The following is a 13568-nucleotide window of genomic DNA, read 5'->3' as shown; positions in this document are numbered from 1 at the left end:
CCCGCCGGGCACGGTGTTCTCACGCGTGGATCAGGCGCAGTCTCAGCGCGGCGGCGGTGGCCGGCCCGACGATGCCGTCAACGATCAGTCCCGTTGTCCGGCGCTGGAATTCGCGCACCGCGGCCTCGGTCTCGGCTCCGTAGACGCCGTCGATGCGCAGTCCTCCGGCATACGCGGCGTAGGCGTGCTTGAGCCTGCGCTGTAGTTCAGCGACCTGCGGGCCCCGGGATCCGCGGAGCAGCAGCGTGCCGGGTCGACCCCAGTCGGCATTCTCGATCGGGTCGGAGCTGTCCATCCGGGCGGCGATGTCGCGGCGCAGCTCACCCATGTCGATCGCGCCCGGATCCCATTTGCCCTGGGCCCGCCCGGCGTACTCCTTGTGCCCGATCGTGCAGCTCGGCGGCTGACCGAGATGCCGGTGGATCGCGGCGCAGCAGCCGACCATGGCGAAGTACTGGGCGTCGGGCCAGTGCCGCCGGTGCGGAGCGGTCGGGCTGGTCCCGGAGTTGGCGCACTCGATGCCGATGGTGTACCAGTTCCCGGCGTTGACGGGCAGCCACGGGTAGTCACCGGCCCCGGCGTGCCACGCCACCCCGGCCGCGACGACGGTCACCGTGCCGTCCCGGGCGATGTGTAGCTGCGACAGCGGGCCCGCCAGCTCGGGGAACCCGTAGGCGATCGAGGCCGCGGTGGCGGCATCCGACCCGGTGTGATGCACCATCACCCCGCGGATGTCGGCGAAGTCCCCGTGACCGCGCCGACGCCAGCCGGGGAACTCGACGACCTCCAACCCCGCTGCACGCAGTACATCAGCCAGCCAGACCGGGTTGCCGCGCCGGCCGACAGGTTTCGGCATGCGCAGACACCTCCGGGACATCGGAACGTTGGGGCCGGTCCCCCATCGAAGCACGCCGGTCGGACAGCCGGGCGGGCCCGGACCGGGTCAGCCCGGGGAAAGACTTCGTCACCTGGGGTTTGTCCAGCGCACGGGCGGGTAGCCGACGCGGGTGTCGACGCATACCGATGAGCCCTCCGAGATCACGAACTCGCCGATAGTCCGGCGCGAGACATCGGCCTCTCGGCAACAGGTCTGGAACATCATCGCCGACGGCTGGACCTACTCCCAGTGGGTTGTCGGCAACAGCCGGATGCGCGCGGTCGATCCAAAGTGGCCGCAGCCCGGCAGCACGATCCACCACTCGATCGGAGTCTGGCCGGCGGTGATCAACGACAGCACGGTCGTCGAATCGTGCACTCCGGAGCACGAACTGGTGCTGATCGCCAACGGCCGGCCGTTCGGCAAGGCGCGGATCACGCTCCGGCTGCAGGACCTCGAGGGCGGCGGGTGCGTGATCGAGATGGCCGAGGTGCCGGTGTCACCGCCGCTGAGCTGGATCCCGGAGAAGGCGGCGCTGGCCATGGTCTTCCCGCGCAACCGGGAGACCACCTGGCGGCTGGCCGCGATGGCCGAGCGCCGCGCCTCCGACGACAGCTAGCCCACCTGAGCCCAGCTCACGGCAGACCCCGGTTCGGCGTCTGGTTCGCGACGCCGTGCCGCAACGGGGCGTGCGCCGAAGCGGCGGTAGCCTCGCTGACCGGTGAGCCACCGGGGGTCGACTGCACGCCGGGTGCCCGACGTGGATCACCGGACGACGGCGACGCGCCGTCCTGCAGCTCGCGCAGCCGTGCTTCCAGTATCTCCAGCACGGGCACCCGCGCCGCGTGCCCGGCCTCGTGGGTGAGCACGGCCTCAAGCTCGGCCTCGGTCAGCGAGCGGATCCGATGCTGCAGATCGCCGATGGTCAGCTGGTCGTAGTCGGGCAGGGGCAGGTCTGCGGACTTCGTCATTCGTGCGCCTTTCACGTCACTACGGTCACTTCACTACGGTCACTTCAATATGGGGAACAGCGAGTCGCCGTCCTCCGGGGTGCCGTCGATCTGACCGGGGACGGCGACAGGATCGATGTCATCAGGGGTCACGTCGGGGACCTCCTCGGCGAGCCGCTGGTCGAGCGTCTCGCCTTGCCGCTCCTCCTCGGAGGACATGCCGAACTTGTCGGCCGCGACCCAGTCTTCGGGTGGATCCACCACCTCGTCGCCGTCCGCATTGCGCACTTCGTCAGAGTCGGTTGCCTCCATGGGGCTGAGCATGTCCTCAGCTCCACCGAGGTCGTTGGCCGTGGTGCCGCCCGTGTCGTCGGTGCTCACGCGCTCGTCTCCTTCTGTCCGGGTGTCGACAGAGTCCATAGCCACCGGCACCGGGACTAAACCGGGACCACAGGGGTATGCGGCACATCACGGAGGTGACCATGATGAAATCCGGCAACGGCCCCGAAGACACGGATCAAGATCCCGACGCCGATCCCGAGATGAAAACCTCGGGGACGGCGCAACCCGACCAGGCCGAGGGCGAGGACGACCCCGGCGAGACCGGTAACTGATCCGGTCAGCGGCGGCGCCGGCGCACCAGCCGCGTGACGACGGCGCCGAGCACCAGCCACGGCCCGACGATGATCACCGGGTCCATCCACATGTGCTTGACGTCGGTGCGACCGCGGCCGAGTCGTGACCGCCTGCCGTTGCGGGTCAGCTCGGCCCGCAGGCCGGTCTCGGCGATCATCCTGTCGGGCTTGAGCGTCAGCAGTCCGGTCACGCGGTGTTCGAGCACATCGACCCGGTCGGCGTACAGCAGGATCAGCCAGTGCGCCGCCCGGCCCTCACTGAAGCGGTAGGCCACCCGCCGGAGCGCGCCGGACAGACCCCGGAGCGGCTGGGCCGTCCCGAAAACCGGTGTGAGAAAGCGGTGCTCGATCGACCGTTCCCGCTGCCCGTGCTCCGGCTGACGGTCCGGAAAACCCCAGTGCGCACCGGAATCCAGGTCATGTCGGAGCTTCGGCACCTGGGGTCGGTCCTTGGGATCCAGGTCGGCACCCCACCCGGGGATGCTGGCACGTAGCAACGCGCTGTCGGGTGTCGGCGGGTGCGCCGCGGTGTACACCGGCACGTTATTGGCAGGGGTGGCGTTCGCAGGGGTGGCCATGAGGTCTCCTGTCGGCTCTCAGTCGGGATTGACGACGACGATCGGTTTGATGCAGTTGTCCAGCTTGGCGGAGAACATGTGGTAGCCCTCGGCGATATGCTCCAGCGGAATATGGTGGGTGACAATGTCACTGGGGTTGAGGTAGCCCTGCTGGATATGCGACAGCAGGCGCGGCCACTGTCGTTTCACCGGACACTGGTTGGCGTTGATGGTCAGCCCCTTGTTCATGGCATCGCCGAACTTGACAGCGCTGAACATCGGACCGTAGGCGCCCACCACCGAGACCGTGCCGCCCTTGCGCACCGAATCGATGGCCCAGTTGAGCGCGGTCGGCGAGCCACCCTGCAACTTGAGCTTGGCCGAGGTCACGTGCATCAGCAGATTACCGTCGGCCTCGGCACCGACGGCGTCGATGACCACATCGGCACCGAGGAATCCGGTCGCCTTCTTCATCTCCACCACGATGTCGTCGTAGTGGGTGAAATTGAACGTCTCCGCATGCGCGAACTCCGCGGCCTTCTCGAGCCGAAAGTCGAGGTGGTCCACCACGATGACGCGCCCGGCACCCATGAGCCAAGCCGATTTCGCCGCGAACAGGCCCACCGGACCGGCACCGAACACGACGACGGTGTCCCCCTCCACGATGTCGCCGAGCTGCGCACCGAAGTAGCCGGTCGGCAGCGCGTCGGTGAGCATCACCGCGTCGTCGTCGTCGAGCCAGTCAGGGATCTTCACGGGACCGACGTCGGCGAACGGCACCCGCACGAACTCCGCCTGTCCTCCGTCGTAGCCTCCGCACGTGTGGGAGTAGCCGTAGATACCACCGACTGCGGTGGCGTTCGGGTTCACGTTGTGGCAGTTGGAGTACAGACCCCTGGCACAGAAGTAGCACGATCCGCAGAAGATGTTGAACGGCACCATGACCCGGTCACCGACGCTGAGGTTCTCCACCGACGAACCCACCTGGTGCACGACCCCGATGAACTCGCGGCCGAAGGTGTGGCCGACCCGGGTGTCCGGCATCAGGCCGTGGTAGAGGTGCAGGTCCGACCCGCAGATTGCCGCGCGTTTGACCTGCACCACAGCGTCGTTCGGATGTTCTATCTTCGGAATGTCCTTGTCCTCGACCCGAATTCGGTACGGGCCGCGGTAGGTCATCGCCTTCATGGGACACTTGCCTTTCTCGCCGTGTGGTCAACGAAGCCGCAGGGCGGGGCGCCGCCTGTTCGGAGGCAGCGTCCCGCATCCTGCGGAGGTCGGGTCAGGTCTTGTCGGGGTCGACCGCGTCCTTGAGCTTGCCCATCAGCCCCTTCTCGGTGCCGAAGGCCGGCGGCCGGGGTTCACCCATGGCCCCGTCATAGGTGCAGTAGAGCTTCGGGTCCGGCGGCGGCCCGGACTGCAGGCCGCCGAGCGGCTGCGGGTCAGCCAGGAACCGGCCGGTGTGGCGGCCGTCGGGCAGCGGGCCGTTGGCCCATCTGCCCTTGTCCGCGTCGGCGCCGTCGGACAGGTGCCACAGCGTGCTGGCGTGCTCTTCGAATTCCTCGTCGAACAGATCGTTCGGGGCCACGACACCCTCCAGTCCGTCGGCCTGCAGTTCCTCGATCGCCGCGAGCCACATGTTCTGGTGATAGGTGTCCCGAGCCAGATTGAACTTGAGCATCGCCTTGACGCCGGGGTCATCGGTCATGTGCCACAACCGTGCGGTCTGCACCCGCCCCTGCGCCTCGGCGGCGACATTGGCGTAGAAGTCGGCCAGCAGGTTGCCGGACGCGACGATGTACTTGCCGTTCCAGGGTGATCCCTGGCTGTCCGACAGCGTGGGCGCACCACCGGTGATGATGGCCTGCTGTGGGTCCATTCCGCCCATCACGGCGGCAATCACCGGATCGCCCAGCGCGTTCTGCGTGGTATCGGTTGCGGGCGCACCCTCAAGCAAACGAGCGCACATCGTGGCGATCATCTCGACGTGGCCCATCTCCTCGGTCGCCACGTCCATGATCAGGTCTTTGTACTTACCCTTCATGCGACAGTTCCAGCCCTGCATCAAATACTGCATGGTGACCGTCATCTCACCGAACGCTCCGCCCAGCAACTCCTGGAGTTTGCGCGCGTAGACAGGATCCGGCTTCTCGGGCTTCACATCGAACTGCATGTAATCGGTATGACGAAACATCAACTCTCCAGTCGGCTAAGGGATTCACAGGACAGCCGGTCGGCCCCGCGGCATCTGCTCAGCCGCGGTACGTCGGCAATACCCGGCACAGACGGGATAAACCTCGATGTGTCGATCCAAGAAAAAGAGTTTGGTGGGCGGGGGCGCGGGTGTCGGCGCGGAACCAATGCCTTTCGCCCATGACTGCGTCGGCGCCGTGCCGAAGGCGGACGGGTGCGGCATGAGCATGCTGACCACCGACGGCAGACGCATCACGTCCGTCGCCACGGACGTGACCGGTGAGCACCTCGACGCGCTGCACGACCGCTACCGCGACAATCCGTGCGCCGAAGCGTGGCGCCACGCCGCCGTGGTCCGGGCAGCGTCGTCGACGCCCACCCGTTGGCCGCTGTGGATGACACGTCGAGGCACTCGCCGTCTGCGCCCATCGGGCCGCGGCGCGTATCCATGAGTTCCAGATGAATCGAAACCGCTGCAGCCCAGCACCTCTCGACGCAGCCAGCTGAGATCTGGCGCGCAGAGCCACACTGCCGCGACGTGTATCCGCGGCGCGCGCTACCGTCATCAGATGCAAGCATTCCGGCAGGCCGTCGAGGCCCGCGATGAATCCGCCATCGAAGCGCTGCTGTCCGACGACGTGGTGTTCACCAGCCCTGTGGCGTTCAAGCCGTACCCCGGTAAGCCGATCACCGCGGCGATCCTGCGCGGGGTGATGCGCGTATTCGAGGACTTCCGCTATGTGCGCGAGATCTCCGACAGCAACGGACGCGACCACGCCCTGGTGTTCGAGGCGACCGTCGCAGGCAAGGCGATCACCGGCTGCGACTTCCTACATGTCAACGACGACGGCCTGATCGACGATTTCATGGTGATGGTGCGTCCGCTGTCGGGGGCGACCGCGCTCGCCGACGCGATGGGCGCGCAGTTCGAACGCATTCAACGCGAGGCGATCGAACGTAGCTGAGCGATAACCGATCCCAGGGGATGACTAGCTGTATGAGGCCATGACGTTGCTGACGGTCGCCGGCAGTCGTGACGCTGGAGGCGCTCCGTCGGTGGCGCTGTGCGGCCGGTGATAGTTGTAGTGGATGTTCCAGACCCGGAGCGCTTCGCGGCGTTGATCTTCTGAAGTCCAGGTGCGGGCATAGAGGAACTCCTCGGTAGATGATCCTGTTGTAACGCTCCACCTTTCCGTTGTGGCGCGGGGTGTAGGGCGTGATTCGCTGGTGGCGGGACCCGCTAGGGCGTGGGCGAACGCTTCGGCGCGGTAGCACGCGCCATTGTCAGTGACGACTCGCTCGATTCGCGTGATCCCGTGTGCGGCGAACCAGACAGGGGCTCGATGCATGAACGCGATCGCGGTGTCGGCCTTCTCGTCCGATAGCGCTTCGGTGTAGGCGAGTCTGGAGTAGCCGTCGATCGCGGAATGCAGGTAGACACAGCCGCCTCGCTTGGTCTTCCTCTTCGATTGCTCTGCAGCCTTAGCCTGTTCGCTCCCGCGTCCGTGGGCGCGCCATCCTCCGCCGTCGGGGATGCGTCCGACCTTCTTCACGTCGAGGTGGACCATATGCCCGGGGCGGCGAGCGATGATCTTTCGGGGTTCGCGGTTCGCCTCGCCGTTCGGGTCGATGAACTTGCGACGGTTCAACCCGAGCGCCAGTAGCTGGCGTGACACGGTGCGGCGGCTGATCGTGACGCCCTCGGCCCGCAGTTCGAACGCGATGCGAGCCGACGAGTATTTGCGGACGCGGCGGAGACTCTCGATCCTTGCCACGATCACCGGGGAGGTTGCGGCTGGCTGTGCGTGCGGCGCGGAGGATCATCGGCGAGGCCAACCGCTCCGAATTGGCGGTAGTGGGTCTGGTCTTGCACCGCTCGATCAAGGGCCGGCGTCCCTCAATCGACAGTGGCGCGTTCGGAGGACCATCCTCAGCCTGCTTTCGGTGTCAGGCCTGTATGACCTGATCCGTGGCCGTCGGCGTCGTGTCGCGTCCTCGTGACCGTGCGCCGGCTGAGTGCCCAGATGAGTAGTCCGCAGAGGGCGAAGCTTGCGCCGAGAACGGCGGATCCTGTCCACCCTGATGTGAAATAGATCCTGGTGGTGGCGGTCGCACCGAGGGCGGAGCCGAGCGAGTAGAAGATCATGTAGCCGCCGATGGCGCTGCTGGTCTGTTCCGAGTAGGCGGCGGTAAGAAGAGACTGGTTGCTGACGTGCGCGGCCTGGACCGCGAAGTCCAGGACGATGACACCGACGACCACTAGCCAGAGTGACGAGGTGGCCTGCCCGGATGCGATCCAGGACAGCGCCAGCAATGCGAGCGCAGTACCGGTCACGGGGTTAGTTCGGCCAGAGTCCGCCCATCGTCCTGCCCGTGCAGCTCCCATTGCGCCAGCGAGCCCGGCGATTCCGAACAGGCCGATCTGCGCCGTGCTCAGCTGCCACGGTTCGGCAGCCAGTGGTAACGCGAGCCCGCTCCAGAGCGTGCCGAAGGAAGCGAAGAGGAAGAACGCGATCATCCCGCGCGAGATGAACAGCGGATCGCGAAAGAGGTGCCCGAGTGAGGTCAGCACGTCGCCGTAGGTCCTGCGATTCGACCGGTGGTCTGCTGGCAGCTGCTTCAGTACCGCGATCGAGAGCACGACGAGAAGCAGCGTGAGCGTGATGTAGATGCTTCGCCACCCCCACAGGTCGGCGAGAACCCCGGCCAGGACTCGGGCCCCGAGGATTCCGATGATGACCCCGGAGGTGACGATTCCGAGCGTGTGACCACGCTCCGCTGGCGTCGATAGATCAGCGGCGAATGCGACGGTCGTCTGTACGACGACGGCGAACAGGCCCGTCGCGGCGAGACCAATGAGCAGAAGCCACAGTCCAGGAGCGAACGCAGCCACCAGCATGCCGACTGCGGCAAGGAGGAGTTGGCCCCCGATGAGCTTGCGCCGGTCCAGCATGTCTCCCAACGGGACCAGGACAGCCAAGCCGACCAGGTAACCGATCTGTCCAGCTGCCACGATCCACCCGAGGTCAGACTCGGGCATTCCCAGGTCTCGCCCGATCTGCTCGAGCACGGGCTGGGCGACGTAAATCGTCGCGACGGCGACCGAGCAGACCGTCGCGAGCAGCATTCTTCGGCCCTGTGTGAGTCCCACACCATCTCCAATCAGTAGCAATATGCAACTATTGGAGCATGTCACAATGGTTTCGATCTGCAACTCATCGGGAGGCGTGATGAACTCAGTCGTGAACGTTGACGACGTGACCTGGACGGACCCAACGTGCCCAGTCGCGCGGACGCTCGACCTCGTCGGAGACCGATGGAGCCTGCTGATCATTCGCGATGCGATGGACAACGCGAGGTCGTTCACCGACTTCCACCAACGCACCGGGGTTGCGCGCAACATCCTCACCGACCGGCTTCGCCGCCTCGTCGATCACGGCATCCTCGAGCGAGAGACGGCGATCTCCGGACGCCGCCAGGTCTACGTCCTTACCGATGCAGGCCGCGACCTCTTCACGATTATCGTGGCAATGCGTCAGTGGGGTGAGCGACACGCGTTCGCCGACGATGAGGCGCATTCCGCTCTAGTTGACGAGAGCGGCAACCCATTAGGCCAACTGCGCCCGACCGACGCTCACGGTCATCGTGTCGACGTCGACTCAACCCAAGTCATACGTAACAACGAGTAGACACGCTCTTGGAGTGACCGTGTGGGCCGGACGTCAACAACCTGTCGTCCCGCAACAACTAAGCCTGCACCCGAATCGCAGAGGATGCGAAATGACGCCGCACTGAGCGGTTTTCGCGACGCCGTTTTTTGTCGGTGGGTGGTGCGAGGATAGGTTCATGTCCTCGAGGGTTGCCGCTGACACCGACGATGTGGTGGGTCAGTCGGAGCGCCTTGACGGGTTTTTCGCCGAGTGGGCCGAGCTGGCCGGGCAGCGCAACGCCATTGACGGGCGGATCGCTGAGATCGCTGCCGAGATCGACCGTGCCCGGTTGTGGGGGTTTACCGGGATGAAGTCGATGGAGGGGCTGATCGCCTGGAAGCTGGGCACCTCGATACGGAACGCCGAGACGATCGTGGCGGTCGCGCGCCGACTGGCGGAGCTTCCGCGCTGTGCCCGGGATCTACGGGAGGGCCGGCTGTCGCTGGATCAGGTCGGGGCGATCGCCGAGCGTGCGGGTGCGGGTTCGGATGCCCACTACGCGCAGTTCGCCGAGAACGCCACGGTCAGCCAGTTGCGCACCGCGCTCAAACAGGAACCACGCCCCAAGCCCGAACCCGAACCCGAGGTCGAGCCCGAGGTCGAGGTCGAGCCCGAGGTCGAGGTCGAGGTCGAGCCCGAAACTGAGTCGGTGCCGCGGCCGTCGATCTCCAAGAGTGTGGAGGGTGAGTTCGTCTGCTGGCGTATCACTTTGCCGGAGTTGGAGGCGGCGAAGTTCGAGGCGGCGCTGCAGTCACACCAGGACGGGCTGATCGCGCAGTGGCAACGCGACCACAGCCCCGACCCTGATGTGCCCGGAGGGTCGGGTGTTGCGCGGCCGCCGCTGCCTGGTGGTGGTGAGGCGTTCATGGCGTTGGTCGATGCCGGTTGGGATGTCGACGCGGCGCGCCGCCCGCACGGGCAACACACCACGGTGGTGGTGCACGTGGATGTCAAGGACAAGGTCGCCGCGCTGCATCTGGGGCCGTTGCTGACCGACGAGCAGCGGCGTTATCTGTCCTGTGATGCCACCTGTGAGGTGTGGTTCGAGCGTGACGGGCAACCGCTGGGTGTCGGGCGTTCGACGCGTACGGTCAGCCGGCGGCTGCGGCGGGCGCTGGAGTACCGCGACACCACGTGTGTGGTGCCCGGATGCGGGGCCAGCCGGGGTTTGCATGCCCATCACCTCCGCCATTGGGAAGACGGCGGCGCGACCGAGCTGGACAACCTGGTGCTGCTGTGTCCGTTCCATCACCGGCTACACCACCGCGGGGTCATCACCCTCATCGGACCGGCCGAGCGACTGCGGGTCACCGATCGGAGCGGCCGACCGCTGGAACCGGGCTCGCTGGCCCGACCCCCGACCACACCTCCACCCGAGGTCGCGCCCTACCGCGGACCATCCGGGGAACGCGTCCAGTGGAAGTGGTATCACCCCTACCAACCCCCACCACCAACCAGAAACTGAGCCAACCGAGGGTGGGTCGTCGGCATTCCGGGCAGAAGCCCTTGCCGTCTCAAGACTTCCGTCGGAAACAGGCTGGCCGACACCGGTTCGAACGCCTCGTGCTGCACCTGGAGTTTGAAGTCGTTGACGCCGACTTCGGCAGCCCACCGGGATTGGTCCCGGTCTGCACCATCCGCGGCGCCGCCATCAGTCACCTGCATGGCGACCATGTCCGTGACAGTCATGCGCAACGACCCCGAAAACCGTTCTGCTGAAGGAACATCAGCTACATCCCGGTCATCCGATCGGCTGTCCCGTACCTCGCCCACGGAGGTGATCAAGACTCCGCGGCGGCTGGTCACCGCGGCATAGGCATTTCTTCGCAAGGATCTCCGTGTTGAAGCAGTCCCTGAACAGCAGGTCCGCGCGGTACGATCCCACGCGTGTGGACCGCGCGGGTGATGGCGTCGACCGGAATGATCCTGGCGACAGTGGGACTGACAGCGTTCGCCGAGCCGGCTGTGGCCGGCGCCGACGTCTGCGGATCGGTCGGTGGACGTCATGTCTCGGTGAATGCGTGCGGCAATGTCGCCGATGCGGTCGCTCCCTGGGTACCGCCTCCGGCCGCATACGCGCCGCTGCCCGAGGATTACCAGGCCGCACCACCCCCGCCGCCTCCGCCCCCACCCCCGAATGTGACGGTGTGCGCGAACGTCGGCCGGCGGATCTCCGTGAACGGTTGCATTTAAGTTACCTTCCCTAGGTGTCGTTCTCGCATGCGTCCGTCGTCGAGACCATCCGACTGACCGATCGCATGCAGCGCATCGTGCTGGACGTCGACGATCCCGCCGCGCTGCACATCAGCACCGAAGCTGACTCCGCCGTCGGTGTCTACTTCCCCACCGGCGCCGCGGACGCCGCGCCGCAGGGGCGAAATTACTCGGTGCGCTACCACAACGGTCCGCGCCTCACCATCGACGTCGTGCTGCACGCGCACGGGCCCGGCACCGAGTGGGCGTCGAGCGCCCGACCCGGCGACCGCGTCGGCCTCGACCACGCGCGATCCTGGTATCGGCCCGAACCCGAAACCACCTGGCAGCTCCTGGTCACCGACCTGTCCGGGTTGCCGGCGACCGCCCGGATCCTGGAAGAACTCTCCGGGGACGGACCCGCGATCCTGGTCGCCGAGGTCGCCGACCCCGTCGACCTCGACTACCTGCCCCACCATCCCCGACTCACTGCGATACCCCTCATCGGTACCGGAAACGGCTGCGGTCCAAGCGCACTGGCGCGCACTGTCCGCGAGATCCGCCTTCCTGAGGGGCGCGGATACTGCTGGTTCGCCGGTGAGGCGGCCGAGTCGCGCGCGGTGCGCAAGTACCTGCGCGGACTGGGCTGGAGCATCGACCAGTACGACATCACCGGCTACTGGCGCTCCGATTCCGAAGCGTGGGACCGCCGGTTCGCCGAAGTCCAGGTCGACGTGTTTCAGGTCTACGAACGCGCGCTGACCGACGGTAAGGGCGACAAGGTCGCCTTCGAGGAGTTCGACGACGCCTGCGAGCGGATCGGCCTGTAGCCCCCCTGGGACCACCGAGGCCCCGGCACTCCCGGCACCCGAGACGGTGGTGTCGCGCGGCTGCGGGGTGACCTCTACTCGTAATTGATGTCGCCCGGACTGAAACTCTTTGTGGAGAAATCGATCTGGGCGGCCGGGTTCGCGACGGCGGTGGTCAGACCGGCTCCGAAGGCGCCCTGACTGTCGAACAGCGTGGCCGTACCGACCGCCACGCCCGCAGCCGCGTGATGCGAGTCGGCCTCGATGCCGATCCAGTCGTCGACCGGCAGCCGCGACAGCGCCACCGTCAGGTCACCGTTGATGTACCCCACGCCCGCCGTGCCCAGATTGGTCACCAGGCTGGTCGCTTCGGCCACCATCGCCGCCCGGACGAACGGCGAACTGGCCTCACCGGCGACCACCCGGATTCCGTCGTTGAAAAAGCGCTTCCGCGAGGCGTTCTGGTGCTCGGCCGGGGAACGGGTCCAGCCGACGTCGTCGCTACCGACGAAGGGCTGCAGCGCGCCGTCGGGTTCGGGGAACTCAGGCGCCGCCGAGGCCGGATGCCACAGCCGGCCCGGGGGCGGCGCGGACGGCCGGTACTGGATCAGCGTGGCCCGGGCCACCGCACGCCCGTCCTGCATCACGTCGCACTCGGCGCTGCGGACCCGGCGCCCGTCGCGTACCACTCTGATGTCCAGCGTGGTGAACGCATTGCGGGCGGCGCGAAACAGGTCGACGGTCAGCCGCGTCGGGTGGAATTCGGCTGAACCGCACTCCTTCTCGAGGCCGCGCGCGATCAGCCCGACGACCGCCGGACCGTTGAGGTGGTCTTCACCCCAGTGGCTCTGCGCATACCGCGTGGGAGTGAACCCGGCGCCGGTGACCAGGAAGTGTGCCGCCTCGTCGGCGACCTCGGGTGTCTGCTGCACGTTCTCAGTAGAACCCGTGACGGCCGGCCGGACAGCACCGGGGTGTCCGGCGCGTTCACTGCCGAGCCGCCTCCGACTCCTCCTTGACCGCCCGCGCGCCATCGTCCTCGCCGCCGGGGCGGCGGGTGCGCATGATCACCGCGGCCAGCGCCAGCACCAGCACGACGCCGCCGAGCACCCCGATCTCGACGACCGCGCGCGAGAAGTTCGGCCCGTTGTCGAGCAGAGTCGCCGCCTCCACCGAGAGCACCACGATCTCCTTGATGCCCGCGAGCATGCCGACGATGAGGAACGGTTCCGCGACGATCTCGTGCGAGCGCAGTGAGGTGCGCACCGCGTAGAGCAACTCGACGAAGATGAAGATCAGCAGCAGTCCGTCGAGGATCTCCAGCATCACGGTGTTCGCCGGGGTGCTGCGCAGCCGCAGCATCGTGTTGAACTGGCTGACCAGCAGCGCGCCGGAGCCGATCACCAGCATCACCGCGATGGCCCAGTAGATGGTGTCCTCGAGCGCGCTGAGGACGCGGTCTGCGAGGCGCTGACGTTCCTCGGTCTGCTGCTCTACGCGCCTCGCCACCGACGTGCGCCCGTCAGCGGTTCAGCTGCCAGATGCGGGTGGACAGCGCCGTGGCGAACGCGCACCACAGCGGGTACGGCGCCAGCGCCGCGCCGGCAGGCGCGTTCACCGCGCCGGCCCGGCGGGCGAGGTCTG

General features: G+C 66.9%; 18 protein-coding genes and 1 pseudogene. 8 read left to right on the top strand and 11 right to left on the bottom strand.

Annotated elements, in window-relative coordinates; translation table 11 throughout:
* Positions 1-19 precede the first annotated feature (19 nt).
* The gene (locus MVA01S_RS00625) at positions 20-856 is read right to left on the bottom strand and encodes a peptidoglycan recognition protein family protein (protein WP_003932583.1); all 837 of its coding nucleotides are present in this window, start codon (positions 854-856) and stop codon (positions 20-22) included.
* 151 nt (positions 857-1007) lie between these two features.
* On the opposite strand from MVA01S_RS00625, the gene MVA01S_RS00620 reads away from it, so the two are divergent.
* Positions 1008-1496 carry an SRPBCC family protein gene (locus tag MVA01S_RS00620; protein ID WP_003932584.1) on the top strand — a complete coding sequence of 163 codons (489 nt, stop codon included), beginning with the start codon at positions 1008-1010 and terminating at the stop codon, positions 1494-1496.
* Between the two features lie 16 nt (positions 1497-1512).
* Here the strand turns inward: MVA01S_RS00620 and MVA01S_RS00615 are convergent, their stop codons facing one another.
* Positions 1513-1848, bottom strand: a complete 336-nt coding sequence (locus MVA01S_RS00615) for a DUF8129 domain-containing protein (protein WP_003932585.1) — start codon at positions 1846-1848, stop codon at positions 1513-1515.
* A 39-nt stretch (positions 1849-1887) separates the two neighbouring features.
* A complete protein-coding gene (locus MVA01S_RS00610; RefSeq protein ID WP_237024412.1) occupies positions 1888-2151 on the bottom strand; it encodes a hypothetical protein in 264 nt (87 codons plus the stop codon).
* 134 nt (positions 2152-2285) lie between these two features.
* On the opposite strand from MVA01S_RS00610, the gene MVA01S_RS31170 reads away from it, so the two are divergent.
* A complete protein-coding gene (locus MVA01S_RS31170) occupies positions 2286-2441 on the top strand; it encodes a hypothetical protein (protein WP_157895622.1) in 156 nt (51 codons plus the stop codon).
* Between the two features lie 5 nt (positions 2442-2446).
* Here MVA01S_RS31170 and MVA01S_RS00605 read toward each other — a convergent pair whose 3' ends face one another.
* The 3 genes from MVA01S_RS00605 to MVA01S_RS00595 form a co-directional block, all read right to left on the bottom strand.
* The gene (locus MVA01S_RS00605; RefSeq protein ID WP_040542466.1) at positions 2447-3040 is read right to left on the bottom strand and encodes a hypothetical protein; all 594 of its coding nucleotides are present in this window, start codon (positions 3038-3040) and stop codon (positions 2447-2449) included.
* A gap of 18 nt (positions 3041-3058) precedes the next feature.
* The gene (locus MVA01S_RS00600; RefSeq protein ID WP_003932588.1) at positions 3059-4207 is read right to left on the bottom strand and encodes a zinc-dependent alcohol dehydrogenase; all 1149 of its coding nucleotides are present in this window, start codon (positions 4205-4207) and stop codon (positions 3059-3061) included.
* 94 nt (positions 4208-4301) lie between these two features.
* Positions 4302-5213 carry a manganese catalase gene (locus MVA01S_RS00595; RefSeq protein ID WP_040542468.1) on the bottom strand — a complete coding sequence of 304 codons (912 nt, stop codon included), beginning with the start codon at positions 5211-5213 and terminating at the stop codon, positions 4302-4304.
* 220 nt (positions 5214-5433) lie between these two features.
* Between MVA01S_RS00595 and MVA01S_RS00590 the strand changes: the two genes are divergently transcribed.
* Both MVA01S_RS00590 and MVA01S_RS00585 read left to right on the top strand, forming a co-directional pair.
* Complete coding sequence (locus MVA01S_RS00590; protein ID WP_144033076.1) at positions 5434-5664, top strand: hypothetical protein; 231 nt, start codon at positions 5434-5436, stop codon at positions 5662-5664.
* Positions 5665-5781: 117 nt separating this feature from the next.
* Complete coding sequence (locus MVA01S_RS00585) at positions 5782-6177, top strand: nuclear transport factor 2 family protein (protein ID WP_003932591.1); 396 nt, start codon at positions 5782-5784, stop codon at positions 6175-6177.
* A gap of 24 nt (positions 6178-6201) precedes the next feature.
* Here the strand turns inward: MVA01S_RS00585 and MVA01S_RS00580 are convergent.
* Both MVA01S_RS00580 and MVA01S_RS00575 read right to left on the bottom strand, forming a co-directional pair.
* A pseudogene (locus MVA01S_RS00580) lies at positions 6202-7073 on the bottom strand (IS481 family transposase); the annotation flags it as partial.
* Between the two features lie 69 nt (positions 7074-7142).
* Positions 7143-8339, bottom strand: coding sequence for an MFS transporter (locus MVA01S_RS00575; RefSeq protein WP_003932594.1), 1197 nt, complete (start codon positions 8337-8339; stop codon positions 7143-7145).
* A gap of 103 nt (positions 8340-8442) precedes the next feature.
* Between MVA01S_RS00575 and MVA01S_RS00570 the strand changes: the two genes are divergently transcribed.
* The 4 genes from MVA01S_RS00570 to MVA01S_RS00555 all read left to right on the top strand — a co-directional run bounded on the left by MVA01S_RS00570 (position 8443) and on the right by MVA01S_RS00555 (position 11945).
* Entirely contained in the window at positions 8443-8901 is a 459-nt protein-coding gene (locus MVA01S_RS00570) for a winged helix-turn-helix transcriptional regulator (protein ID WP_040542470.1), read from the top strand.
* Positions 8902-9058: 157 nt separating this feature from the next.
* Positions 9059-10387, top strand: a complete 1329-nt coding sequence (locus MVA01S_RS00565; RefSeq protein ID WP_003932596.1) for an HNH endonuclease signature motif containing protein — start codon at positions 9059-9061, stop codon at positions 10385-10387.
* Positions 10388-10809: 422 nt separating this feature from the next.
* Positions 10810-11115 carry a hypothetical protein gene (locus MVA01S_RS30125; RefSeq protein ID WP_003932597.1) on the top strand — a complete coding sequence of 102 codons (306 nt, stop codon included), beginning with the start codon at positions 10810-10812 and terminating at the stop codon, positions 11113-11115.
* A 14-nt stretch (positions 11116-11129) separates the two neighbouring features.
* Positions 11130-11945 (top strand): siderophore-interacting protein, encoded by an 816-nt coding sequence (locus tag MVA01S_RS00555; protein WP_003932598.1) that lies wholly within the window; start codon positions 11130-11132, stop codon positions 11943-11945.
* Between the two features lie 74 nt (positions 11946-12019).
* Here the strand turns inward: MVA01S_RS00555 and MVA01S_RS00550 are convergent, their stop codons facing one another.
* From MVA01S_RS00550 to MVA01S_RS00540, 3 genes are all read right to left on the bottom strand, one after another.
* Entirely contained in the window at positions 12020-12856 is an 837-nt protein-coding gene (locus MVA01S_RS00550; RefSeq protein WP_003932599.1) for an acyl-CoA thioesterase domain-containing protein, read from the bottom strand.
* A 55-nt stretch (positions 12857-12911) separates the two neighbouring features.
* Entirely contained in the window at positions 12912-13433 is a 522-nt protein-coding gene (locus MVA01S_RS00545; RefSeq protein ID WP_003932600.1) for a phosphate-starvation-inducible PsiE family protein, read from the bottom strand.
* A 13-nt stretch (positions 13434-13446) separates the two neighbouring features.
* Positions 13447-13568 (bottom strand): tryptophan-rich sensory protein (locus MVA01S_RS00540; RefSeq protein WP_169801738.1); only part of this gene is annotated, 122 nt, incomplete at its 5' end.

This window comes from Mycolicibacterium vaccae NBRC 14118 = CIP 105934, from assembly GCF_001552715.1.
GTDB classification, from domain to species: Bacteria; Actinomycetota; Actinomycetes; order Mycobacteriales; family Mycobacteriaceae; genus Mycobacterium; species Mycobacterium vaccae.
The sequence above is the reverse complement of the archived record's forward strand: the minus strand, read 5'-3'. Positions and strand labels throughout refer to the sequence as shown.